Raw genomic sequence first — 24072 nt, 5'->3', positions numbered from 1 at the left:
TTAAAGGAATAGTTTATGAACACGCCACTAATTGAACTAAAAGCCGTAAAAAAGATTTTCTATACCGAAGAAGTTGAATCTCATGCGTTAAGCAATATTTCGCTTAGTATAAACAGGGGCGAGTATATTTCTATATCTGGGCCATCTGGCTGCGGTAAATCTACCCTACTTTCTATTTTAGGTTTGTTAGATACCGCCAGTGAAGGCGAATACAGCTTAGCAGGCAAGCAAGTTGCCAATCTATCTAAAGCCGAGCGCGCAAAAATACGCAACAAAGAAATTGGCTTTGTTTTTCAATCTTTTAATTTAATTAGCGATTTAAACGTAGAAGAAAACGTAGAGCTACCGCTTACCTATCGAACAGATTTAACTAAAGCACAGCGCAAAAGCATGGTGAAAGAAGCGCTGCAAAAAGTGAATATGAATCACCGCTCTAAACATTTCCCATCGCAGCTTTCTGGCGGCCAGCAACAACGGGTGGCTGTAGCGCGCGCCATAGCGGGCAAGCCATCAATTATTTTAGCCGATGAACCAACAGGCAACCTAGACACAACCAACGCGACCGCAGTAATGCAACTACTAGACACCCTACACAAAGAGGGCGCCACTATTTGTATGGTTACCCACGACCCCCGCGCCGCCATGCAAACAGAGCGTGAAATTAAAATACTCGATGGCAAAATTACAGCCGATTCGCAGCTTAACTTACCAGAAGCTATGTCAGCTTAGGAGCAACGCAATGTTTATGCTAAAAGACATACAGTTTGCCCTTAGAATGCTAGCAAAAAACCTAGGCTTTAGCGCATTAACGATAACGGTCATCGCGCTAGGTATTGGTTTAAGCGTATTTTTATTCTCGATGTTTAACACCATACTGTTTAAAGATTTGCCCTTTAAGGACGGCGATCGACTAATTCAAATAAATAAGTTTCAAAATAATAACTACGTATGGGGCGGCTTAAACCTGCACGATTTCGAGGAGGTGCGCAGCGCACTTAGCCACCTGGTTACATTTGCTGCCTACCAAGATACCTCGGTTACTGTGGTAAGCAGCGATGGTGCGCGCAGGTTTGAATCGGTTAGCGCAGAGGCTGATTTTTTTGGATTTACCAATACCACACCACTCATTGGCCGCACATTTACCCAAGAGGAAACCCAAACAGGAAACCATCTAGTAGCTGTAATTAATTATGACCTGTGGCAAAACCTATACGGCGGCCAGCCCGATATACTCAATAAAACCATTCGCCTTGGCAGCTACAACCATCAAATAATTGGTGTTATGCCAAAGGGGTATGCCTTTCCAGAAAATGCTTCTATCTGGTACCCGCTTACTCATAAATACCAACAACTAGCTCGTGAACACGCCCCTGCCGTTTACGGTGTAGGTATGTTAAATAAAGGCGTAACCGCAGAGCAAGTAAATGCCGCCTTAGTACCGGTTATGCAGCGTATTGCATTACGCCACCCCAAAACGAATTCGGGCATAACAGCACGCGTTAGCTCGTTTGCACTAGCCGATATGGATAACGGCATAGCAGTAGTTTACGTATTGCAAATTGCCGCAGCATTAATTTTATTGCTCGCCTCGATCAATGTGGGTAATTTACTTTTTTCACGCGCAGTGGAACGCAATAAAGAAACCGCCATTCGCGTAGCACTCGGCGCACCACGCTATCGGTTAATGAGCCAACTGCTGTGGGAGAGCGCCATAATCTGTTGTATTGGCGGCGCTATTGGCTTCTTACTTATGGGCTGGGGTTTAGATTTAACATCTGCAATAGTACCCACTTTTTTTAAAGACCCACTCCCCTTCTGGTGGATATTCAGCATTGATGCATTCACCATTCAATTATTTTTATCTGCTTTACTGTTTACTTTTTTATTTGCCGGTGTACTGCCCGCATGGAAGAGCACAAGCACCGATTTTAACGCAGTGTTGCGCGACGGTACCCGCGGTGCGCAAAGTAAAGGCACATCTAAGTTGAACAAATGCTTAGTAGTGAGTGAGATTTTTATCTCGCTTGTTATTCTTATTGCTGCGTCTACCGCGGTTGTGGGTGCCTACAATGCCAGCCATGCGGATTTTGGTATAGACATAACCAACACTACTGTCGCTAAAGTAGAACTAGATCAAACACGTTACAACACACCAGAAGACCGCATAGAATTCGTACAAAAATTGCAGGCGTTTTTAGAAGCCGACTCCAGTATTGCTCAAGTTGCATTTTCTACATCGTTGCCCGGCGAGTGGAGCGCAATACACGCTGTAGAAATAGAAGGCGAAGAATATCAACGGGATAGCTTACTGAATTACCCACAGGTTAATTTTGTAAGAACTACTGCGGGTTCGTTATCTAAACTGGGAATAGGTCTTAAAAATGGTCGCTACTTTAATACTGGTGATGACACTCTTGGCAAAAACACCGCTATTGTTTCCCAGCGCTTTGCTGAACAGTACTTTGCCAATAGCAATGCAATTGGTCAGCGTGTAAAACTGCATATTAATAGCAATAAAGAAACCGACTGGCTAACCATTGTGGGCGTAGTCGCGAATACACTACAGGGCGCACCAGAAAACAAACAAAGCGAACAACCTACTATTTATCGGCCCTTTGGCCAAATGCCTCATTTCTCTACCAGTGTTGCTATACGCTCTAGCGCCGACTTCAAAACAACTGAAGCTGTATTGCGCTCGGCTATTGCAAGTATAGACCCGCAACTACCCGCTTATTATGTGCAAACATACGATGCCCTTATAAAACGATTAGGGGCACCACTGCGTTTTATAAGCTCTATATTTTTTGTGTTTGGCATTGCAGCCGTTGCACTTTCTGCCAGTGGTATATACGGCGTTATGGCCAATACCATAAGCCAAAAAACCCAAGAGATAGGTGTAAAACGTGCACTGGGTGCATTAGATAGCCGCATTACCAACGAATTATTATGGCGCGGTACCAAGCAGTTACTTTTAGGCGGTTTGCCCGGCGCACTTATAGGCTGTGCAATGGGGTATGCACTGGCAAAAGTATTGGCAGTACCTACCACCTTAATTTTGATTGTCGCTGCCCTTATGATTACAATCGTAGCACTTGTAGTGGTGGTGGCCATTTATGTGCCCACACGGCACGCCCTTAAAATGGAACCTAGCGACGCGCTAAGATACGAATAATACAATTATTAGCTCGAGGCGCCCTTAACAAGGGCGCAACTCGAATATTAGGATAAACATGACAGCGTCTATATTAATAGCCGACGACGATGAGGGAATAATCTCTGCACTTAGCCTGCTATTAAAGTCAGAAGGCTTCACTGTAGACACTGCCTCGTCGCCACAACAGGTATTGGACAAACTCTTACATTGCGATTACCACCTAGTGCTAATGGATTTAAACTACTCATTTGATACCACCTCCGGTGAAGAAGGCCTGCATCTACTTACTCGCATACGCAACCAAGAAGAACTTTTACCCGTAGTGGTAATGACCGGTTGGGCAACAATTGAGCTGGCAGTAAATACCATAAAAAGCGGCGCCAACGATTTTATTCAAAAACCCTGGGATAACAATCAGCTACTCGCCACCATTCACAACCAGCTAAAACTTTTTAACGCGCAAAAGCAAACGCAAAAGCTTAGCCAACACAACCAACTGCTACAAAACGAGCGGCGCATAAGCCTACCCATTACCGCACACTCTGCCATCATGAAAAGCCTATTGGCTAAATTACAGCAGGTGGCAAAAAGCGATGTAAATATTTTACTTACCGGCGAAAACGGTACGGGCAAAAGTATGCTCGCCCGCTACGTGCACGACTACTCTAATCGCGCTAGCGCACCTTTTATAGCCGTTAATATGGGCGCAATTACTGAAACGCTTTTTGAAAGTGAAATGTTTGGCCATTTAAAAGGCGCATTTACCGATGCCAAACAAACTCGCATTGGTCGTTTCGAGCTTGCAGAAAGCGGCACCTTATTTTTGGATGAAATAGCCAACACGCCACTATCGCAGCAGGCTAAATTATTGCGAGTATTAGAAGAACGCCGCTTTGAAAAAGTAGGCGCAACTAAAACACAGGTTGCCGATATACGCTTAATAACTGCAACCAATAGCCAGCCCTCGCAACTGGTGGCCGATGGGCTATTTAGGCAAGACTTGCTTTACAGAATTAATACTGTAGAGCTTGTTGTTCCGCCTCTGCGCGAGCGCCTAGAAGATATTATCCCACTTGCGCAACACTATTTAATGGCAGTGGCCCAAAAATATAACCAGCCACAGCACACCCTAAGCGCCGCTGCGCAAACCGCATTGTTACAGTACCCATGGCCTGGTAATGTACGCGAGCTTGGCCACGTTATAGAGCGCGCCCACATTTTAAGCGAAGGCCAAATACTGCAACCAAGTAATTTAGGCTTAGACAGCCAACCCAATAACTCCGCAGCCAGTGTTAACAATAACGCAACCGACTTGCGCACACTCGAAGCGATAGAGCTAGATGCACTAGAACAACGGTTTGAATATTTTAATGGCGATGCAATTCAAGCCGCTCAATCCCTTGGTTTAAGCCGCAGTACGTTTTACCGCCGCTTAAGTAAAGCCAAATAGAGCCCACGCACTATGCTACCGCCACAGGCCAATCGCAAACGCAAATCCTTCGAAGCCCAGTTAACGTTTATATCTTTAACTGTTTCCCTGCCGTTGCTTGGCTTACTTATATGGGTAATGGTGTATGCAAACATCTCTATATGGTTAACGCTTATCGCCGCATTAGTAGGTGGTTTAGCCATACTGGTATCGAGCTATCGTATTTATCAAAAAACAGAATTTCAATTTAGAACCTTGGGCAATTTACTCGATGCCATGATTCAAGGAGATTACTCGCTACGCGCCCGCAGCGGCAGTAACGATGGCGCACTATCGGATTTAATAACCGCCTTAAATGGCTTAGCCGCAAGGTTAAGCCAACAGCGCACAGAATCGGTAGAAAGCCAATTTTTGGTGCGCACAGTAATTAATCATATCGATGTTGCCATTGTAGCCATTACCGAAAATAGTACTTTGCGTTTTGCGAACCCCGCTGCGCAAAAACTACTACAAATTAACAACGATAAAGCAACCTCAACGTTAATACAGCAACTAGCAACCGTTCAGCAGCTTAGTAGCGGCAGCCACAAGGTAATGGAGCTAACCCTAGGTAAAGAACAAGGTCGATTTAATGTACATGTGCAAACCTTTAGAGAAGACGGCCAAGAGCAAAAACTATTATTTATTACCGATGTACGTATGCTTTTACGCAGCGAAGAGCGTAAGGCCTGGCAAAATTTAGTGCGGGTGATAAGCCACGAAATAAATAACTCGCTCTCGCCCATTGCCTCTATAAGCCAAACACTAAGTAAACTAGTTACGAATTGCGATGGGGCACATACTGGCTTTGCCACCCCATTACAACACGACCTAGAGCAAGGACTAACCGTTATTAATAACCGCGCACTGGGCTTAAAGCAATTTGTAGAAAGCTACCAAACACTGGCAAAACTGCCCGCCCCCAAGCTTACAATCTGCCACCTGCAAAACCTTATTGCCAAATGCATCGCCCTATTTTCTTCCCACGCTATAATAACTAGCGGCAAGCCTGAACTCACCCTTACTGCAGACCCGGCTCTACTGGAACAAGTAATAATTAATTTACTGAAAAACGCAATGGAAGTAGCGCCCGACGGACAGATAGCTATAGATTGGCAACAGCGTGATAGCCAAGTTCGCATTACCGTTACCGATGAGGGCTGCGGCATAAAGAATTACGACAATTTATTTGTACCTTTTTACAGCACCAAAAAAGGTGGCTCGGGCATAGGCTTAGTTTTATGCAGGCAAATAATTGAAGCGCATGGCGGCTATATTGCGCTTATTAACAGGCAAGACACTAGCGGCTGCCAAGCGATTATAGAATTACCGGCACATTAAGTATTTATACTGCGTTACACAATCTGTTTATATAAAGTATTAACAACTTACAAAGCTTTAACAATAAACCACATAAAAAGCCTAGGCGCAATTCATGCATAAAAGTGCAAACAGTAAAACCCGCAAGCAAAGCAAAGGCTTACACCCAAGAAATATTCACCGCAACGGCTACGACTTTGATGCACTTAAAGCCTGCCACCCACCGCTAGTACAATACATAAAATGTAACCCCGTAGGCGCAGCCACAATAGATTTTGCAAACAGTGCCGCCGTTAAAGCGCTAAACACTGCGTTACTGCAACACCACTATAAAATAGAAAGCTGGAGTATTCCCGATGGGGCGCTTTGCCCGCCTATACCTGGCCGAATCGATTATATTCATTACATTGCCGAGCTATTAGGCTGCCCTTTGCCCTCTGGTAAAATTAACACAGCCAATACCTGCACAAACAACGCAGTCAAAATGTTAGACGTGGGCACAGGTGCAAATGGTATTTATACCCTACTTGCCTGTGCCGTTTATGGCTGGCGCTGTGTTGGCAGCGATATTAATAGTGAATCACTAGCAAATGTAAAAGCCGTACTCGCCAATAACCCAACACTAAATGCCAACATAAGCTTGCGCTTGCAACCCAATAAAGATGCTTTCTTTAGCCAAATTATTCAAACCGATGACTACTTTGATGTAAGTGTATGCAACCCGCCTTTTCACGCCTCGCAAGAAGAGGCCAGTAAAGGCACTAATCGTAAATTACACAACCTAGCGCGCAGCCGCAATAAAGCACACACTGCCAAACAACCATCACTTAACTTCGGCGGCCAACATGCAGAGCTATGGTGCAACGGCGGTGAGCGACTCTTTTTAAAAAAGATGATAAAAGAAAGCCAAGCTTTCGCCCAACAAGTGGGCTGGTTCACCAGCTTGGTATCTAAAAGCGAAAACGTACAGCCTGCGCTAAAGCTCATTCGAAAGCTTGGGGCAACAGAAGTGCGAGAAATTGAAATGATGCAGGGTAATAAAAAAACTAGGGTTATTGCTTGGCGGTTTAAACCCTAAAAACAGCCAATCTATTTATTAGAATAATTTAGTTAGCTGTTTTTAGGTTTACACAAATCACCGCCATCATCGGCATGGGCATCTAGCAATTAAAAGAAACGACCTACCCTAACGTTGGCAGTATGCGCAATACGCCAACAATAGCTATTGCTCCACCTGTAGCTGCACAAGCCAAGCTTATGCCGCACCCAATTAGGTTTGCTATCACACCACCTTGCTCGTCGCTATCCGTATCGCCACGCAAGATTTTAATTCCATCAGATAGTTCTTCAAAGATAGTAACCGTAACAAAAATTAATGCATAAGCTGCAAGAACAATAAAGCTCCATTTACCTACAACAGAATCTAATATTTGATAAAACAATATAGATACACAAATAAGGGCTACGCAGCCAAACAAAGAATTAATGTAGTACAGCCAATCTAACACTGTATCTTCTTCATCGGGCTCGTCGTCACTAACGCTCGTAAGTAGTGCGTACAGCATAAACAGTACAGCCACAATATATGAAGACTATTTTCTTGCTTGTTTAGCCCTGCACTGCACACGAAATAAACAATTTAATGCACTGAATTGATTACCCCCATTTTTTGGGCAACATGTAATCTATGCTTAACCAGTATATGATGGCTACTGTATTTTGCCACCACAAGGATTATTTATGACGACTAAGATAGTAGCCTTCGCAGCGAGTAGCAGCTCTACATCTATCAACAAGCGACTAGTTACGTATGCAACGCGCCAATTAAACAACGTAGAGGTGGAGCTTTTAGATTTAAACGATTTTGAAATGCCACTGTTTAGCGTTGACCGAGAGAAAGCACTCGGTAGCCCCGATGCAGCACAACGGTTTTACAAAAAGTTAGGCGAAGCGGATGGTTTAATTATTTCATTCGCAGAGCACAACGGCTCTTATACCGCCGCCTATAAAAACCTGTACGACTGGACGTCGCGTATTGATACCAAGGTGTTTCAAAATAAGCCTGTACTCGCACTTGCCACTTCACCAGGCAAAGGCGGCGCCGCCAATGTATTAGCGCAAGCGGTTAAATCGCTACCGCACTTTGGCGCAAACGTAGTAGGCGAACTTTCTATACCCCAATTCAATAGTCACTTTGATACTGAAGCCCGAAAACTCACTAACACCGAGCTAGATGCAACACTTAAACAACTGCTTGAAAGACTCGCCTCTCATCTCTAGCGCTTACTTAGCATCTCTAGCACGTTCAAATCAGCTCAAGCATACAGTCGCTAATCGCTTGTGATTAGCGACTATATAAAGTTGAGAAAACTCTGATTTAAAAAACTTTGAACCGTTCTTAATTTACCTCCGACACATAAGTAAACCCGCTGAGCAAACTCGCTGCAGCAAATACACATTACTTATGTTGGAGATTGTTATGAACCGCTTACTTACCCTTACCGCCGCTACTTTTATCTCACTTGCTACTACCCTTGCAGCCACAGGCGCTTCGGCTTACGAAATTAACGGCAGTTCGGATACGCAGTTTGTTTTGAAGTGCAAAGATGGCACCACGAACACCAGCTCTATGCCACCTAACCATATTACAGCTACCGCTTTTTGCGCAGATCACGGCGGTATTGCAGCGGGCTACCCCAAACAAGGTGTTACTGCACAAAAGACCAATCGCTTAGCTCCCGCCGTTACAAACACTGGTAGCACTAGTAGCTCTAGTACCAGTAGCGGATTAAAAGCTACCGATTACAACTCTAGCCGCAGCAATAAAAGCAGTAACTAATACACAGGTTGCAAATAGGGATTTAACTCGCCACGGACGGTTTTTTAAATAAGTTGTAAAACTATTAAAAATAGTTTGAACCCTTTTAAAACTGATTACGACACACCTTTTAAGCAAGCAGTAAATAGCTAAGTTAAACAACTAGTATCTAACTAACAAAAAGAATTAAGCCTGAGGAGGCCCACAATGAAAAAATTAACGTTAAAAGCAAAATTAAGCGCACTTACCATGGTTATTGGCTTAGGCACTTTAATGGCACCGGCTGCATCGGCCTATACCGTGTATACCCTAGCTAACAACTACTACGCCATTGTGTGTACCGATGGCCAAATATTCTCTTACTCTGGCGGCCCTGGTGGCATAGGCATTGTAGCCCCCTCTTTGTGTGAAGGTCACGGTGGCCTAGCTGGTGGTAATGGCGGTGGCCCTACCCCCGTTAAAGCAACCGCAGAGCTAGAGCGCACCGCAAAAAGCTGTGTAGGCGGCAAAAAGATTGATGCAAATACCACCCAGTGCAAAACTCGCATTCGCGTTAATCGCATTGAAATGAAATCTAGCGCTAGCTCACCCGAGGTAGTTTCGCCAAGAGATGCGGCATCTGGCTTGCCTACTGGTAAACGCTAAAGCAATCGGTAAGTGACAACCGAGAGTCGCTAGTAATTAATCGCTAGCTATAGAGAAGAAGCCCGCACCTTTATAGGTTGCGGGCTCAGACTGATGACAAACTTGATCTAGGCAATCCAGCGAGTAAATTCTAAGGTTGGAAGATCAAAAATGCTCAATTCATGCTTCGCCACGGATGGCGATGTTAGAACAACGCAGGAGCAGTTGTCGGGACGAATTGATCAAGTTATAGGGACATATTCACACGTTTTTTGAGCTATCAACCTTAGAATTTGCGGATTTAGAAGGATTAGGCTCTTCGCTAAAATAATAGAGGGGTTTATCAATAAACTGAGCCCGCGCCTTTATAGGTTGCGGGCTTTTTTGTTGTTTGGGGAACGTGTTTGGGCTAAACGGGTTATTGGCAAAGGGGTGGCATGGTGAGTAGGCCGTGGCCGTATTGGGGGTCTTTGCCTGCTGGGCCTTTATCTTGCGCTTGATTTTGTAGCTGTTGGATATTGGCAACAGCCAAAGCGGCGGTTAAGTATGGGGCGGCGAAGGAGGTGCCGGTGTGGTAATGCCCGCCTTGCGCGTTATCTGCCGCCCAAATATCTACCCCAGGGGCTGCAAATTCAATATAGCTGCCGTGATTCGCTTGGTCGTATAGGCGGCCAGCGGCATCCACCGCGGTTACCGCTATTACCCCTGCCTGCGCTGCTGGGTATACGGGCTCTGCCTGTGGGCCGTTATTACCGGCTGCCGCAACGATGGCGATACGTTTTGCTAGCACTTGCTCTATAGCCTGTGCCAATACGCGATTGCGCTCACCCCCAAGGCTTAGGTTAATAACACTTACCTGCTGCTGCACCAGCCAATCTAGGGCTAACAAAAGGGAATCGGTTGTGGCTTCTACCTGCTCGCCGCGCTGGCGAAATACCGCCGCTGCCGTCAGTTGCGCCTGTGGTAGCAGGCCACTAAAACCCGCCTGCACTCTACCCACCAAAATACTCGCAACGGCAGTGCCGTGGGTTGCGCTTGCTGGCTCCCCTTTTATAAAACTTTTTGCCTGAATATTGGCCCCAAGTAAGGCTGGGTGTGCAGTGTTTACCGGTGTGTCTATCACCCCCACATGCAGCGCATTTTGCGTAATACAGCTTGGCGCCTGCGGCCAGCCCACCATACTCGCACCATAGGTTTTACGGCTATTTTGCAATTGGTAGCGCTGGTTGGTATCGGTTTGCAGGCTGGGCAAGTCGGTTTGAATTTGGCGAATAATGGCTAACGTATCTTCACCCTCTGGTAAGCGAAATACACTCATCACCAAACCTAGGTTAGCCAGCGCCGAGCGGGTTTTAATTTGTGCGCCGTAGCGGTTTAGGTAACTCGCCGCTTGCTTGGCGGCGGCCATATCGGCACTTACCAACACGAGTTCGTTGGGTTCAAAATTGCTGTTTTGGTTAGCGTTAGTTACCGATGGTATTACGGCCTTTACCGGCAGCGGTGGCACTGCGCTAGTGGTTAAGTTTGCAGTAATTGGGCTTGGAGGAATACGGGGCGGCGCAAGGGGACGCTTGCTAGGCTGAGTTGCTGTAGCTTGCTGCTGCACTGTGGCATCGGCAGCACTTTCGGCCGCCTGCGCTTTATTTTCTGCTGCTTGCGCAGCGTTTTCTTTATCTTGCGCGGAGCTGCCTTTTATCTGCGCTTCGCCAGTCGCTATATCGCGCTCTTTAGCAGTATTTTGCTGTGCGCTGCCCAACTCACTTGTGGGTTGTTGCTCGCGCACCTGCTGCCTAGTTGCCGTGCTGCGCGCTTGCGTTGCGTTTTGCTGCTTAGCTGCGTCGCTTATTTGCTGTGCGCTAGAGGCCTTTAAGTTGATTTCTTCGGCCTGTTTACTGTCTTCTGTCCGCTGATAACTTTCTTTTAGCTGAAAGCTCTCTACCCGCTGACGGCTCTCTGCTTTAACATCCCGCACATTGCGTTGCTTGGCTTCATCTGTTGCTTCGGGCACTTGCGCATACACGGGCCCATATAAAACTAAACCCGCGGTTAGAAAACCGCAGGCTATTGTATTTACTAAAGTGCTTTGTGATGTGCCTTGTAATGTGCGTTGCGCAGACCTTTTAAGTGCGCGCGGCTTGTTAGTTGGGTTCATGATTCATTCGCCCTTGTTACGACCTCCACCTCCTCTATAAAGGGTAAGCCGCTTAACAAAATTTGGGCTTGGCTTATATCGGCATTGGCGGGTAGCTGCACGGTGTAAATACCCAGCGCGCCAGGGCCGCTAATTAGCTCAGCATTAATGCTTAGCAAGCCTTCGCGTATTTGCCCTGCGGTGGCGGTATCTTTAAATACCACTTGCAACTGCGGCCCCGCCGGTAATGCCGAGCCAGACAAAGGCACTACACCACTTGGGTCATCGCCCGACGGCCCCTGCATGGTTAAAAACGATTGCACAGCCAGTAGGCAGCAAGCAGCAATAGATAGCGGTTTCCAAAAATTAGATGCGGCTTTTACCTTGCCGGTGGCATTACCACTGGACACGGTTGCCTGAGCTTCGGTATTTGTGCGTCGTTGCTCAGATGCGATATCGCGCTTTAACCTTGCCAACCCCATTGCACCGGGTGGCACTGCATGCTGCTGTTGAATACCTTTTTGCAGGGCACCTAAAAATTCTGCTTCTGCGGCAAGCTCTTCGTTGGCAGCTATTTGTTTTTCTAGCTCCGCTTGCTCATTTACGTCGAGCTGGCCGTTTATTAAGAGTGCTAGTTTGTCATCCAGTTCTGTGTTCATGCCGCCCTCGTGGCGTTCGCCAATTGTTTTTTCATTAGGTTACGCGCGTGAAAAACGCGTGATTTTACTGTGCCTTCTGGTACATCAATTATGCTGGCTATTTCGCTGTAGCCCAGCTCTTCGAAAAATACCAAATGCAAAATTTCGCGGTGCTCGGGTTTAAGTTTTGCCAAACACGCGTGCAACAATTTGCCATCGCTGGCGGCTTCGGTTGCCTGCGCTGGGTTCGCGCCGCTCGCGCTTTCATCTTCCATACTGTCGTCTAGCTCGGTGTATTCTCGCGCGCCTACCTTGCGCCAGTGATCCACCACTTTGTTGTGGGCTATACCCAGCAACCATGTTGTTACTTTTGCGCGGCCTTCAAATTTTGCCGCTGCGCGCCACACCTGCATCATTACATCGTTCAGTATGTCTGCCGCGGCAAAACTATCACCTACCTTTGCCAGCGCATAACGGTATACCCGCGCTTCGTGGCGCTGATAAAACACCGTTATTGCTTCTGTATCGCCGCTCGCAATGGCCGCGAGTAATTGTTTGTCATCCGGCACTTCATCCTCTGCCATAAGCTTTCTCTCTAGTTTTTATGTGCTTATTGTTTTTACGTTAACTATTTTTACGCTTGTCATTTTTAGTGCTGTTATTTAATTGGGCTATTTAATTTTAGTTTAGGCCCTAGGGCGAAGTAAGTATGGGCCGCAACTCGCTCGCGGCCATCACTCGGCCTTCGCTATCAAACGCCACTACTCGCCAATAGTATGTTTGGCCCAGCAATAAACGGTTAAAAACCGAAGCCGTTAACAGGGCCTGTGTTTGCTTAGGTTTTAATTGCAAACCCGTAATGGGGCGCAAGGTATCGGGGGTGGCGCTATCAAAAAATTCTATTTGATAAGCCAATGCGCCTTGGGTGTGCGTCCAGCTGAATTCGGTATCGGTATCTAAGGTAATATTGGGTACGGGCGAAGCCAGTGTGATTAACGCTGCCGAATCTATAGCACGCGCTGTATTAGCCTGCTGCACTTGGTAGCTAAGGGTTACTGGCACTGCGTTTTGGTCGCTAGCTGGGCTGGTTATACGCAAGCGCACGCGATACACGCCTGCATTACCAGTGGGTAGCGCGGGGCTTTGAATAGCCACTTGGCGCCCTGCTGCGAGTGCCTGTCTTACATTTTGCAGTGGCCTATACACGGCTTGGCCGATAGTGGTTTCGGGTGTGGCCACTTCCCATACTGCATCCAACATACCGGCGCGATCAAAATTTAATGTGGCAATTGCGTTTAGCTTTGTGCCTGCTGATATTACTTCAACTTGTTTGCCGGTGTTAAAGCGCAGGTCCACTCTGTTTAGGCCTACGCTGCTTGCGCTTGGGTCGCTGGCGCTGTTTAGCGAGCGGCTAGCATTGGGCGCAAATTGGTTAAGGGCAATTGCGTAATTTGCCGTTTGGCTTATGCCATTCACGCTAAACGTGCGCACATAATGTAACTGTACAGCCCCCAGTGCCGCAGCGCGCCTACTTACTTGCGCGGGTACAACCAACTGTTCATTTATGGCAAAAGCCGTAGCAGCACCACCACGCTGGGGGCCACTAAGTGTTACACGCAAGGGCACGGCAACATTGCCTAGCTGTGTATGGTTAGTTGCATTGCCTACCGCAAAGTTACCGTCTTTCGAGGTTACGGTTGCCGCATCGCCTATTACTTCTACTTCACCGCGCCACTGTAATTGAATACTGGCTTCTACACCTGGGGTAACCGCTTGCGCCGCAACGCATGGGCTTGTGCATAGGTTTAGCTGCGCCTGCGCATTAACGGCAAACACCAAGCTCGCCAATACAATAAACGCATTCACTAGGCGTGTAGTTTTTAAAGGGTAAGTGTTCATTACAGTACTCCAGGAAAAGCGGAGGGCAAGCTGGTGCTCAGCTTGATAAAGGCTTGGTAGCCCTCTGAATTGTTAAACGCGTAGAGCTGATCTTTGTATTCGTTATGGCTAACACTAAAACTTAGGTTAAGCCCCGCGCTGTTATTTTTTGCTTGCTTCACCTGCCACATAATATTGGCGCTGGCGTAGGTGGATTGGTCGCGCAATGCATAGTAGGGGTCATCCATTGCGCGCGTTTGATTCACGCCAACACTAATATTTGCAGATAGCACCTGCGGTATAAAATCAGCATTGGCATCTAGCGAATAGAGTTGTGTGCGGGTATGCACTTGCTCGGCAATAAAACGGGTTTGCTGTAACTGCCAACCAATAGCCAGGTAATATTTATCGCCCAACTGTTTAGCGGCATTGGCCTGTAAAGCGCGGGTGCGGGTGTTGGGTTGCCAGCCAGAGTAGTCGTGTAACTTATCTTCGTTTACCCCTAGCGACCAGTTCCACGTGGGGTGCGCAAACGCGGCATTGGCGTTAATACTTTCGGTGGTAAGGTTATTGGCAATATAGCCGATGGGCGTGTAGTCATCGGTTAAGCGCACGCCGCGCATTGCAATGCTGTAACTGGGCAAGCCCAACCAGGCTAATGCGGTGGCTGGCTCGTATTGGTTGTAACCGCCGCTTAGCGCCCATTGCGACATATCGGTAATGGCAAAGGCGGCATTTTTACTTAGGTTATTACTTTCGGTGGTGTAGGCACTTTCCCAGTACCAACGGCCCTTGGTGCTATCGGTTGCGCCATTTAAAAATACCCGTTGGAATTTTTTATCGGCAGGCAACTGGCCGTTGGCCAAGCTGTAGTAGTAACTGCCTATACGCTGTGCTTCTACGCCTAGGGTTAAATCCACTTTGCTTTGCGGTGGCGCGGGTTGAAACAACACCAGTGCCGACCAAGCATCGTCTTCTACTGCTTCGTAGCCGTTATTAATACCGTCGAAGTCGTATTCGGTATTGGCCCCCTCTAAACGCACGCGCAGCTGTTGCTGCATAAACTGGCTGTCGAATACTAGGTTCCACGCGCTGCCTTCATTAACACTCGGTTGCGCGTAATAGTCCACGCTGCCGAAGTCAGCTTGGCTGCTTTTACCGCTAATGTAGCTTACCGCAAGGTACACATCGGCATTTTGAGTTTGCCAAGGCTGATACTGCCAGCGAGCGCCGGTTAAGCGGTTATCGCCATCACTAATACCCAAGCCGCCATCTATGCCTATGCGTTGATTGGCCGCTACGCTAAATACTGTTACTGCCGAATCCAGCGCGCCTAACGCCACAGTGCTTGATACACCGCGCGCTTGGTAACCACTGCTAAGCAAGCCCGCTTGCAGTAACGCTTGATCGCCTGCTGTTACACTGTAACGCCCCTGCTTAGCCGTTACGGTAAAGCTTGGAATATCCACCTGGCGGCCAGTAAGCGATTGGTTGGCATCGTCGGCGAGCGCTAAATTTGCATTGCCATCTAACGCCCAGCCATCGGTAGCATCGCCACCTTCTACACTTGCGTAAAACTGGCCACTGCCCTGTGCGCTAAAGTTATCTACCGGTATGGGGCTAACTGGGGATGAGTGATTAGCTACATTTTGATTGAGGCTTACATCTACCTGCGATTGCGCGCTGGCTTGGCGAATAGCCGCCGACTGGCGTACATCAAACTGCCAATAGCCCCACTCGTTAACACTGCCATCTTGCTTATACTGCACCAAGCGCAAGCTGTGCTCGCCATAGGCTAAACGCTGGGCGGGGGTGTATTGCAGCTGGCCATTTTCGAGTGTTGCCAGCGCGGTAACATCTATGCCGTCTAGCTCTAAGCTTAGGCCTGACAAACTTAGGCTTGACCATGCAGCACTAAGATTTGCCTCTTTGGGCAGCGCTATGTTTAGGGTATCTGTTGGGGTGTAATAGCCGCTTACCCGTGGCGATTGCAAGCTGGCCTGCGGTGCCAATTGGGCTAAGGCCGCACAGGGCAAGCTGCTTGCTACTATTACTGCTGCGAGAAGTTTATTCATAGCGCTCGTCAATGTTGCCTGTTTTGTAGCATGTTACGCATTGTTAGCTAAGCTGCCAAATACGCGCACACTACGGCGAAAAATGAGTGTAAATAATGGCTTACTACTTGTGTGTCGTAACGGTGTAGATATTGGTTCAATTATTATTGTTGTGTTTTATGCTTGCTGTTGATTATTGCCTATAGGTTATCCATAACACAAACAAGAGTATAACGGCCCTGCGCGGGCCTTGCAGAATTAACAACCTTGGGCGTTATAACTCGCCTTTCTTTCGCGGGCTGGCTTCGCCATAATTCGCGGCTGCATTATTACTACATGTATAATTCGCGCCTATATTAGGCCTAACCTAATAACTTACTTTCAAACCCGAGCCCTGCATTATGGCCAAGCCACAAAGTAAAACCGAAAAGAAAATAGACAACAATATTCGCGTAACGCTTACCGCTGTTTGCGAGCAATTACTTAAAGATATTCCCGGTTTTAAATGGCTTACCCACCAAGCTAATTACACTAACTTTCCCGCTAGCTTATTAATTACCTGCGTATTCGAAACCGAACAAGATAAAAACAATGCCGAGCAAAACGGTGACAAAAGCAAAATAGAAAAGCTGATACAAGCCAAGTTACTGCGCGCGGGTATTAAGTTTAAAGCCATAGGTAAGCAGGTGGTGTTAGATAGCGAAGAAGCCTGCGAACGCGATCAACAGGGGGATTGGGCCGAAAGATTACTGGTAAACGGCGGCCGCGAAATACGCGGCAATAGGCCGGGGTTCAATCGTTAATGGCTAGTCGCTAACATCTAGAATCTAGTTGCTAGTTGCTAGTTGCTAGTTGCTAGTTGCTAGTTGCTAGTTGCTAGTTGCTAGTTGCTAACGATTAGATACTAACTATTCGAGCCTGATATAACTTGCTGCAAGGTTATTTCTAGAAGTGGCTCGAGTTCTTCGAAGCGTTTACCACCGCGAGCCATGGCGGCGGTGCCGTGCATAAGGGTTACCAGCAAGCTTGCCAAAGTGGCGGGTTGGGTTTGTGGGCTTAGGTTGCCTGCTGTTATTTCATCTTTAAACAGCTGAGTTAGGTAATTTTCGGCATAACCTTTGGCCTGCTCTATAAGCGTAACCGCGCTTTGCGGCATGCTTTGGCTTGCCGCCTCGTTAATACATAGGGATACAAAACACCCCAGCGGTGTTTCGCCTGCGCACTGAGCGGCCACCACCGCGCGCATATAGGCCCCAACACGCTGCTTAAGGCTTTGATTAGGCGTGTGCAACAAAGGGAAAAGCGGCTCGGCGTGCACCGCCATGTAGTGCTCGGTAGCCTGCACAAAAAGCTGCTCTTTGTTGCCAAATGCAGCGTACATGCTGGGTTTGTTAATACCCATTGCGCTGGTTAAATCGGCAAGCGACGCGCCCACATACCCTTTTTGCCAGAATACATGCATGGCTGCACTTAATGCTTGTTGTTTGTCGAACTCTCGCTGCCTACCGCCCGCCATACCTTTGCCAACCTTACTTCACACTGTTCACTAGCACTGCACGCCTGCAAAAGTTATTGCAGGTGCCAAATATTCAAAAGAATGTCATACAACACCCCTTGACACAAATATACCGTTCGGTACAGAATAGATCAAACCTACCGATCGGTACAGTATTGAGTATTTATTACTTTGCCGCTCTTTATTTTTTAGTCACTTATTTCTTAGCCACTTACTTTAAGTACAACCAAACCAGAGGGATTTCATATGAGTATTGATATTAACGGCAAAATTGCACTTGTTACCGGCGCTAACCGAGGCATTGGTAAAGCCATTGTCGATTCACTAATAGAGCATGGCGCCAGCAAGGTTTATTTGGCCGTGCGCAACCCCGAGTCTACCGTTGAACTGGCAAAACAATACGGCGATAAAGTGGTAACACTGCAGGCAAACGTTGGCGACGACGCATCGATTAGCGCATTGGCTCAAGCGGCGAAAGATGTAAATATTGTGATAAACAACGCCGGCGTAGTGCAGCCAGCCGACTTACTTAGCGCAGACGCCTTTGCGGCACTTAAGCACGAGCTAAACGTTAACACCTACGGTTTATTGCGCGTTGCGCAGGCTTTTGCACCGGTATTACAACAAAACGGGGGCGGCGCATTTGTGCAGCTTAATTCGGTTGCCTCTATTAAAAACTTCACGCCCTTTACCACCTACAGCGCCTCTAAAGCCGCAACTTACTCCATTACACAAGGCCTTAAAGATGTAATGGCTCCACTGGGCATTGCTGTACTAAGCGTACACCCTGGCCCCATTGCTACCGACATGGGTGATCAAGTGGGCATGACAGAAGTTGCAGAACCTGCGAATGTGGTGGCAGAAGGTATAGTTAGCGCGCTTAAAGCTGGCGACTTTCATTTGTTTCCAGACACCATGGCCAAACAATTTGGCGATGCCTATGATAGTTATGCGCAGGCAATTATTAACGGCCAGTAATAGTTGGTAAAAATTTCACATTAATACAAGTGGCTTATATTTAGTTTTGTGCCCCTAACGGCAGCGCAATGCAAAATTGAGCTCCACCTAAAGATGGCGAGCGACCGATGGTTACTTGCCATTTATTCCACTGCGCCACGCGGTTCACAATAGCTAAACCCATACCGTGGCCAGATTGGCCTGCAGTGTGCTCGCCGCGCACAAAAGGTTTAAATAGATTTTTTATTTCGTGCTCGCTTACACCTGGGCCGTCGTCTTCTACGTATAGGGTTAACTGTGCGGCGGTTAGTTCTGTGCGAATTGCAATGTGCGAGTTGCTGTACAGCAACGCGTTTTTAATTAAATTGCTTAGCACTAAATCAAAATGTTTTGGGTCGCACTCTACATGCGCTATATGATTATTGTGTATGTCTATTTTCTTTGCGTCTACCCATTGAGCGTGCACGCAATTATTTAGCCGCTCTTGCGCATTAAAAACTTGTTTTTTAACACTGGCCTCTACCGAATCTAAACGGGCGTAATCTAGCAAAGCGTTAATAATACTTTGCATTTCGTTTAAGTCTTCATTTATGCGGTGGGTATATTGTTGCTTGCGAGCGCTGTCTTGCTCTTCGGCTAGCATATCGAACCCAAAACGCAGCCGCGCCAATGGTGTTTTAAGCTCATGGGAGAGTGCATTAGAGAGCAATTTATTATCGGTTAGTAACTGCTCTATTTTATCTGCCATAGCATTAAACGCGCTGTGAATATCGCGCGTGTGTGACCAGCGGGATAACGCAATACGCTGTTTTAAGTTGCCCAAACCGAATGCATTCGCCGCGGCGCGCAAGCGTTTTAAATCTAACAGCAATGGTGTAAGCCACAACATAAGCACCAAAAATATTGCGCCATAAAATGCCAAAGTAAAAATAACTTGGGTAGCGTTTATGCCTGTGTGAATATCGGGCCGATTAACAGCTAATATAAGTTGGTGTCTGGGCACCGCAAAATACATGGTTACGCCCGCTTGCGATTGCAGCGTAATTTGCCCTGTAGTATTTAGTACCTGCTCTAAAGAATGCGGTAGTACCAAATCGGATAGTTCTAGTAAAGAAATGAATCGCTCGCTGCTGGCATTCCACTGCTGCACCAATTGCTGCGGCTGGGCACTAGCATTAATTAACTTGGCCAGCCCCTGCCCGTAATGCTCATCGGCACTTTGATATTGGCTGTGCGCCTGTTGAGAATAGCGGCTAAAGGCGTTATCTATTATCCAGCCAGAAGCAATAATGCCGGCAAAAGTAATAAGTAATAACGAAACGACTATGCGGCTCATTAATTACCACACACTCGTTGCCAGCATATACCCTTTGCCCCACACGGTAACTATACGTGTTGGAGCGCTGGAGTCGTCGCCAATTTTTTTACGCAACCTAGAAACTACAATATCTATAGAGCGATCGTAGCCATTGTATTGTATTTTACGTATTGCTTTTATTAAATTTTCACGGCTTATTGGTTCACCCGCATTGTTTGCCAGCACCCAAAATACATTGTATTCACTAGAAGAAAGCGAAAGCGGCACGCCGTTAACGTGCACGCTGCGCGCGGTATTATCTATAGATAAACCACCTATATTAATGGTGGACGCCACATCGGATTTATCTGCCGCTGCAGTATTTTTTAACAGCGATTTAATTCTGGCCACAAGTGCACGCGGTCGAACCGGCTTGGTTATATAATCGTTGGCGCCTATCTCTAGCCCTAACACCTCATCTATTTCATCATCGCGGGCGGTCATCATTAATATGGGGTTGGGGTATGAAGCGCGCACTTCTTTACACACTTCAAAACCATCTTTACCTGGCAACATAATATCTAGCAATACTAAATCTGGCTTTGTGGTTAAAATTACCTTCACCGCTTCATCGCCGCGCATTACTGTTGTTACGTGGTAATTATTATTGGTTAAGTAATCTGCTATCCATTGCGCAAGCGAGGCATCATCTTCTACGAGTAATATTGTTGTTTTACCGTGATTAGTTTCCATAGCGCTAAAAAAGCCTCCACGACGCTCGCGATTCTCGACGCGCCTCGTATACCCACGACACAGTAATATTTACGCTGGCCAATGGGGCTTGTTGTTTACTTTCAATTAAATAAATGGGCAGCGAAGTACTAGAATCAAACGCCAGTTGATACACCCCTTGGGCAGCGGCTTGCCAACATTGCAATTGTGTTTTATTTTTTGAAATAACTAAACAGTAGTCACCCGGCTTATTGGCTTGCCAATAAATACGAATGGTTTTGTGACAGGCCTGCCCTTCATTTAATACTACACACTGCTGCGGCTTAGCTTTTAATACAATGTTATTGGCGTGATTTGCGGGTTGCGCACAGCAAAAACTAGCCCAACAGCCAAGCACTAGCACCAACACATGTAGCCGCTTTATATTAGAAAACATAGTTAATAGACACATCGGCTTCGACAAGTACGCTTTTGCCCGCTACGGTAAGTGGGCTATTTTTTACAGTATCGTCGAAATGGTAGAGTGTACTGCTGGTGCGCAATATCCATTTGGGCGAAAGCGGGTAAGTAATGCCGTACTCTAATTTATAAATAAAACCGGCATCCGCTTGGTATATATTTACCTGCTCGCTAGTTTCTTCTGGTCGCACGCCAAAATAATAATCCATTGTATTTTTAGATTGGTACATTACGCCGCCCAGAGCGTATTGAGTACCATTAGCAAATGCCCAACTGCGCCCTGCAACCGCCAAAAAGAAATTGCCATTGTGGGTATTGCTTACGTCGCTACGCGCTTCTACTTGTAGAATATTTTTGCCGTAGAAATGGGTTAGCCTTAGCCCGGCTAAATAATCAAAATTACGCTCTTTAATAGGGGCCGCGTCACCTATATCTTCTTGAGTAAAGCCGCCGTTTTGCGGGCCGGTTACTATATCCAACGAAAGCGCTTTGCCATCGTATAGGTTGTAACCTATTACAAACGGCGTAAGGCTACTGGGGTAAAGATCAATAAATAAATTATTCCATTGGTAACCTGCATTTAAGCGCAGGCTTAAACTTAGCTCTTCATCTTCTTCATTAATGAGTTCAATGCCTTCTCGGTAGTCTAACGCCATGCCCAATTCGAAATAACCACCGTTCTCACTGTTATTGCCAGAGTGCTGGTGTACCGAACGGCTAATATCTGCAGCAACACAATACGCGGAGGCACATACAGCTATAACGGTAACGATAAGCTTATAAATAATTTTTATTGAACGTAATTGCATACAATTTTTAATCATTAATAGATGTAAATGTGCACTTTACTTAAACCATTTAAGCGCACACTTAAATTTCATTAAAACGAAAGCGACATACCTATAGATGGGAATATCTCCATATCTACATTTTTAACCAGATGCAGTTCGCCAGTTTCTTTTACTTTTTCGTGGTCGAGTACAATTTCTGATACATTCTTGCGATTGAGCAAGTTAATGACATCAACAAAAAATACACCCTCTTTACCAAATACCGTTATGGGCCGCTCTGCGCGAAAATCTAAACGCGACTGCATGGGCAGCCTATCTGCAAATGGCTCGCCGTAAACAGGTAAGTAGTGGCCTGCAAAATTAGGATTTTGTTTTACCCCTACTATTTGCGTGTTGGCTTCACCACTTTTTGCGGTATACCTAAACCCAATATTCCAATTGTGCGTTAACTGATAGTTACCTACAACATTCAATACCAGTGGTGTGTCTAATGTGTAATCTAGCGTTTGATCTGTTGCTGTATTGGTGCGCGTGCTTTCGGAATAACTTAGTGCAACCCAACCATACCAGCGATTGGAGAAGTTTTTGTTAATAAAAATATCAATACCACGAGCTTCACCCTCTGTACCATTGGCATAAATATCCTCTGCATTGGGTTCGTCGGCGGCTAATGTGCGCGGTAACTCGCTAAATGTTTTATGGTAAAGCTCTAGGCTCCAGTTCCAATCGCTTAGTGCTCTGCCAATTAAACCCTTTCCTTCCAAACCCTTCCCTTCTAATCCCTTTCCTTCCAATCCAAGGCTATAGTGCTTAGATTGATACGATTGTAACTTAGGGTTACCGAGTTCGGGCATGGAATATTGTACATCCGGCAAGCGATTATAGCTGCCCGCACTGCCTTTTAATGTAACACGTTCACTAACCGCTAAAGCAAATGAACCGCGAGGATGAATAAATGTTTGATCCGTTTGATCATTTGCGTGCCACTGTAACCCCAGCTCTAATTGTAACGCGTCTGTGGCTTGCCATTGATCTATAGCGAAAAGCGATTGTTGCTTAACCGTAAGCGGCAGGGTTACATCGATAACATCGCGGCGATTGGCTTGGCAGTCTGCATCAAATTCAGTGCAGGTAAATAGCGGCTGACGTACCTTAAAAGCGTAATCCATATTATCAACTTCGGCGCCAATATTAATTATATGGTTGGCAGCAACAGCAAATGCAACATTGGTTTTTAGCAGCGCGTTTTCGGTTTCTATATTTTGAAAATAGTTATCGCCCCAATGTAAATTTTCTTCATCTTTATAATGCGCGGCAAGTATGTGCAGCTCTGCGCCCGAAGCTAGCTGGTAATCCCACACCACGCTTTGGCTATCGAACTTATCTTGTATTTCTGCTTCGCCGGCAAAGTCTGGGTTTTCTGCCACCATATCAGACAGCTCAGAAAATTCAGCTTTGCCCTTATCGGTAGCCCCCATAAAGTTTACCGATAGCCTGTTTTTTTCGCTGTTAGACCACAAAAATTTAGACACATAATCGCTATCGGTAGGCGCAGATATTATGCGAATACCGTCGTCATCGGGCGTATCTTCTTCGGGTAAAAATAGCGGTAACATGCCGTGGCGAGCAGAAAGATAAAACGCGCTGTTTTCACTAAGCGCACTTTCAAACAATACGCCCGAGCGCAACATAGAGGCGGTAAGCGTAGTGGTAAAATCCTGCTGTACTGGGTCGCGCAAACGTATATCAAACACGGCACCGGTTGCGTTGGCATACTGTGCGCTAAACCCTGCTGGGTAGAGTTGAAAATCTTGAATAATATTTTCGTCAATAATCGACGTATTGAATTCGTGAAAGATATAACCCGCGGGCATGCCATCAACAAAGTAACGGTTATCGCTGGGCGACGAGCCGCGCACTGCGGGCTCGCCACCTGCCGCAGGTGTTATTACCCCAGGTAATGCAGTTATTGCCCCTAGTGGATCGCCTAAGGCGCCTGGCATTTTTACTAGCTTGAGCGTATCTTCGGTAATAATGGTGTAGCTGCCTTGGCGCTTGCCCATTACCAATACGGTTTCTATTTCGCCTTTATCTGCGCTTTTTGCCTCAGTTTCGTTTGGCTCTTGCGCAATAGCTACACCCGCCACACAAAGCCACGCACCGGCTCCTATTGTTGCGGTCGCCCCTTTTACAGTTGCCGCAGCGGTGCTTAATAATGCATTTTTCACACACATC

22 protein-coding genes are annotated in these 24072 nt (G+C 46.6%); 10 read left to right on the top strand and 12 right to left on the bottom strand.

The annotated features are described in order from the left end of the window. The first annotated feature begins 15 nt into the window (after positions 1 to 15). The 5 genes from SDE_RS01630 (at position 16) to rlmF (ending at position 7020) form a co-directional block, all read left to right on the top strand. Positions 16 to 729, top strand: coding sequence for an ABC transporter ATP-binding protein (locus SDE_RS01630; protein WP_011466796.1), 714 nt, complete (start codon positions 16 to 18; stop codon positions 727 to 729). 10 nt (positions 730 to 739) lie between these two features. Next, the gene (locus SDE_RS01625) at positions 740 to 3172 is read left to right on the top strand and encodes an ADOP family duplicated permease (RefSeq protein ID WP_011466795.1); all 2433 of its coding nucleotides are present in this window, start codon (positions 740 to 742) and stop codon (positions 3170 to 3172) included. 58 nt (positions 3173 to 3230) lie between these two features. Then, positions 3231 to 4604: a sigma-54-dependent transcriptional regulator gene (locus SDE_RS01620; protein ID WP_011466794.1), complete on the top strand. Its 1374-nt coding sequence runs from the start codon at positions 3231 to 3233 to the stop codon at positions 4602 to 4604. Between the two features lie 12 nt (positions 4605 to 4616). After that, positions 4617 to 5963, top strand: coding sequence for a sensor histidine kinase (locus SDE_RS01615; protein ID WP_011466793.1), 1347 nt, complete (start codon positions 4617 to 4619; stop codon positions 5961 to 5963). Between the two features lie 94 nt (positions 5964 to 6057). Continuing rightward, positions 6058 to 7020, top strand: coding sequence for a 23S rRNA (adenine(1618)-N(6))-methyltransferase RlmF (gene rlmF / locus SDE_RS01610; protein ID WP_011466792.1), 963 nt, complete (start codon positions 6058 to 6060; stop codon positions 7018 to 7020). 103 nt (positions 7021 to 7123) lie between these two features. On the opposite strand, the gene SDE_RS01605 is transcribed toward rlmF, so the two are convergent. Beyond that, positions 7124 to 7507 carry a hypothetical protein gene (locus SDE_RS01605; protein ID WP_011466791.1) on the bottom strand — a complete coding sequence of 128 codons (384 nt, stop codon included), beginning with the start codon at positions 7505 to 7507 and terminating at the stop codon, positions 7124 to 7126. A 175-nt stretch (positions 7508 to 7682) separates the two neighbouring features. On the opposite strand from SDE_RS01605, the gene SDE_RS01600 reads away from it, so the two are divergent. From SDE_RS01600 to SDE_RS01590, 3 genes are all read left to right on the top strand, one after another. After that, entirely contained in the window at positions 7683 to 8222 is a 540-nt protein-coding gene (locus SDE_RS01600) for an NADPH-dependent FMN reductase (protein WP_011466790.1), read from the top strand. 199 nt (positions 8223 to 8421) lie between these two features. Further along, on the top strand, positions 8422 to 8781 hold the full coding sequence (locus tag SDE_RS01595) for a hypothetical protein (protein WP_011466789.1): 360 nt from the start codon (positions 8422 to 8424) through the stop codon (positions 8779 to 8781). A 186-nt stretch (positions 8782 to 8967) separates the two neighbouring features. After that, entirely contained in the window at positions 8968 to 9405 is a 438-nt protein-coding gene (locus tag SDE_RS01590) for a hypothetical protein (RefSeq protein WP_011466788.1), read from the top strand. 397 nt (positions 9406 to 9802) lie between these two features. Here the strand turns inward: SDE_RS01590 and SDE_RS21055 are convergent, their stop codons facing one another. The 5 genes from SDE_RS21055 to SDE_RS01565 all read right to left on the bottom strand — a co-directional run bounded on the left by SDE_RS21055 (position 9803) and on the right by SDE_RS01565 (position 16106). Further along, positions 9803 to 11536, bottom strand: a complete 1734-nt coding sequence (locus tag SDE_RS21055) for a S8 family serine peptidase (protein ID WP_011466787.1) — start codon at positions 11534 to 11536, stop codon at positions 9803 to 9805. Further along, entirely contained in the window at positions 11533 to 12174 is a 642-nt protein-coding gene (locus SDE_RS01580; RefSeq protein WP_011466786.1) for a hypothetical protein, read from the bottom strand. The genes SDE_RS21055 and SDE_RS01580 overlap by 4 nt, the downstream gene beginning before the upstream one ends. Then, a complete protein-coding gene (locus SDE_RS01575; RefSeq protein ID WP_011466785.1) occupies positions 12171 to 12737 on the bottom strand; it encodes a sigma-70 family RNA polymerase sigma factor in 567 nt (188 codons plus the stop codon). Before SDE_RS01575 ends, SDE_RS01580 begins: the two co-directional genes overlap by 4 nt. Positions 12738 to 12846: 109 nt before the next feature. Continuing rightward, complete coding sequence (locus SDE_RS01570) at positions 12847 to 14052, bottom strand: hypothetical protein (RefSeq protein ID WP_011466784.1); 1206 nt, start codon at positions 14050 to 14052, stop codon at positions 12847 to 12849. Further along, on the bottom strand, positions 14052 to 16106 hold the full coding sequence (locus SDE_RS01565) for a hypothetical protein (RefSeq protein ID WP_011466783.1): 2055 nt from the start codon (positions 16104 to 16106) through the stop codon (positions 14052 to 14054). The genes SDE_RS01570 and SDE_RS01565 overlap by 1 nt, the downstream gene beginning before the upstream one ends. 380 nt (positions 16107 to 16486) lie before the next feature. On the opposite strand from SDE_RS01565, the gene SDE_RS01560 reads away from it, so the two are divergent. Next, complete coding sequence (locus tag SDE_RS01560) at positions 16487 to 16888, top strand: hypothetical protein (protein WP_011466782.1); 402 nt, start codon at positions 16487 to 16489, stop codon at positions 16886 to 16888. 101 nt (positions 16889 to 16989) lie between these two features. Here SDE_RS01560 and SDE_RS01555 read toward each other — a convergent pair whose 3' ends face one another. After that, positions 16990 to 17601 (bottom strand): TetR/AcrR family transcriptional regulator, encoded by a 612-nt coding sequence (locus SDE_RS01555; RefSeq protein WP_011466781.1) that lies wholly within the window; start codon positions 17599 to 17601, stop codon positions 16990 to 16992. Between the two features lie 246 nt (positions 17602 to 17847). Here SDE_RS01555 and SDE_RS01550 point away from each other — a divergent pair, with 246 nt between their 5' ends. After that, positions 17848 to 18579 (top strand): SDR family oxidoreductase, encoded by a 732-nt coding sequence (locus tag SDE_RS01550; protein ID WP_011466780.1) that lies wholly within the window; start codon positions 17848 to 17850, stop codon positions 18577 to 18579. A gap of 40 nt (positions 18580 to 18619) precedes the next feature. On the opposite strand, the gene SDE_RS01545 is transcribed toward SDE_RS01550, so the two are convergent. The 5 genes from SDE_RS01545 to SDE_RS01525 form a co-directional block, all read right to left on the bottom strand. Beyond that, positions 18620 to 19894: an ATP-binding protein gene (locus tag SDE_RS01545; protein ID WP_011466779.1), complete on the bottom strand. Its 1275-nt coding sequence runs from the start codon at positions 19892 to 19894 to the stop codon at positions 18620 to 18622. Positions 19895 to 19897: 3 nt separating this feature from the next. Continuing rightward, positions 19898 to 20608, bottom strand: a complete 711-nt coding sequence (locus SDE_RS01540) for a response regulator transcription factor (RefSeq protein WP_011466778.1) — start codon at positions 20606 to 20608, stop codon at positions 19898 to 19900. Between the two features lie 4 nt (positions 20609 to 20612). Continuing rightward, positions 20613 to 21023, bottom strand: coding sequence for a DUF3019 domain-containing protein (locus SDE_RS01535; protein WP_011466777.1), 411 nt, complete (start codon positions 21021 to 21023; stop codon positions 20613 to 20615). After that, complete coding sequence (locus SDE_RS01530; RefSeq protein WP_158303841.1) at positions 21013 to 21855, bottom strand: MipA/OmpV family protein; 843 nt, start codon at positions 21853 to 21855, stop codon at positions 21013 to 21015. Before SDE_RS01530 ends, SDE_RS01535 begins: the two co-directional genes overlap by 11 nt. Before the next feature lie 71 nt (positions 21856 to 21926). After that, complete coding sequence (locus SDE_RS01525; RefSeq protein ID WP_011466775.1) at positions 21927 to 24071, bottom strand: TonB-dependent receptor plug domain-containing protein; 2145 nt, start codon at positions 24069 to 24071, stop codon at positions 21927 to 21929. Between the last annotated feature and the right edge of the window lies 1 nt (position 24072).

Origin of the sequence: Saccharophagus degradans 2-40 (genome assembly GCF_000013665.1) — a bacterium.
GTDB lineage: Bacteria > Pseudomonadota > Gammaproteobacteria > Pseudomonadales > Cellvibrionaceae > Saccharophagus > Saccharophagus degradans.
This window is presented reverse-complemented; position numbering and strand designations above follow the sequence as displayed.

Excerpts from the sequence above, each read along its gene's own strand:
- SDE_RS01530 (WP_158303841.1), bottom strand. The coding sequence starts at position 21,855 with ATGCAATTACGTTCAATAAAAATTATTTATAAGCTTATCGTTACCGTT.
- SDE_RS01575 (WP_011466785.1), bottom strand. The coding sequence starts at position 12,737 with ATGGCAGAGGATGAAGTGCCGGATGACAAACAATTACTCGCGGCCATT.
- SDE_RS01545 (WP_011466779.1), bottom strand. The coding sequence starts at position 19,894 with ATGAGCCGCATAGTCGTTTCGTTATTACTTATTACTTTTGCCGGCATT.
- SDE_RS01535 (WP_011466777.1), bottom strand. The coding sequence starts at position 21,023 with ATGTTTTCTAATATAAAGCGGCTACATGTGTTGGTGCTAGTGCTTGGC.
- SDE_RS21055 (WP_011466787.1), bottom strand. The coding sequence starts at position 11,536 with ATGAACCCAACTAACAAGCCGCGCGCACTTAAAAGGTCTGCGCAACGC.
- SDE_RS01605 (WP_011466791.1), bottom strand. The coding sequence starts at position 7,507 with ATGCTGTACGCACTACTTACGAGCGTTAGTGACGACGAGCCCGATGAA.
- SDE_RS01565 (WP_011466783.1), bottom strand. The coding sequence starts at position 16,106 with ATGAATAAACTTCTCGCAGCAGTAATAGTAGCAAGCAGCTTGCCCTGT.
- SDE_RS01595 (WP_011466789.1), top strand. The coding sequence starts at position 8,422 with ATGAACCGCTTACTTACCCTTACCGCCGCTACTTTTATCTCACTTGCT.
- SDE_RS01615 (WP_011466793.1), top strand. The coding sequence starts at position 4,617 with ATGCTACCGCCACAGGCCAATCGCAAACGCAAATCCTTCGAAGCCCAG.
- SDE_RS01560 (WP_011466782.1), top strand. The coding sequence starts at position 16,487 with ATGGCCAAGCCACAAAGTAAAACCGAAAAGAAAATAGACAACAATATT.
- SDE_RS01600 (WP_011466790.1), top strand. The coding sequence starts at position 7,683 with ATGACGACTAAGATAGTAGCCTTCGCAGCGAGTAGCAGCTCTACATCT.
- SDE_RS01630 (WP_011466796.1), top strand. The coding sequence starts at position 16 with ATGAACACGCCACTAATTGAACTAAAAGCCGTAAAAAAGATTTTCTAT.
- SDE_RS01540 (WP_011466778.1), bottom strand. The coding sequence starts at position 20,608 with ATGGAAACTAATCACGGTAAAACAACAATATTACTCGTAGAAGATGAT.
- SDE_RS01555 (WP_011466781.1), bottom strand. The coding sequence starts at position 17,601 with ATGGCGGGCGGTAGGCAGCGAGAGTTCGACAAACAACAAGCATTAAGT.
- SDE_RS01550 (WP_011466780.1), top strand. The coding sequence starts at position 17,848 with ATGAGTATTGATATTAACGGCAAAATTGCACTTGTTACCGGCGCTAAC.
- SDE_RS01625 (WP_011466795.1), top strand. The coding sequence starts at position 740 with ATGTTTATGCTAAAAGACATACAGTTTGCCCTTAGAATGCTAGCAAAA.
- SDE_RS01590 (WP_011466788.1), top strand. The coding sequence starts at position 8,968 with ATGAAAAAATTAACGTTAAAAGCAAAATTAAGCGCACTTACCATGGTT.
- SDE_RS01525 (WP_011466775.1), bottom strand. The coding sequence starts at position 24,071 with ATGTGTGTGAAAAATGCATTATTAAGCACCGCTGCGGCAACTGTAAAA.
- SDE_RS01580 (WP_011466786.1), bottom strand. The coding sequence starts at position 12,174 with ATGAACACAGAACTGGATGACAAACTAGCACTCTTAATAAACGGCCAG.
- SDE_RS01570 (WP_011466784.1), bottom strand. The coding sequence starts at position 14,052 with ATGAACACTTACCCTTTAAAAACTACACGCCTAGTGAATGCGTTTATT.
- SDE_RS01620 (WP_011466794.1), top strand. The coding sequence starts at position 3,231 with ATGACAGCGTCTATATTAATAGCCGACGACGATGAGGGAATAATCTCT.
- rlmF (WP_011466792.1), top strand. The coding sequence starts at position 6,058 with ATGCATAAAAGTGCAAACAGTAAAACCCGCAAGCAAAGCAAAGGCTTA.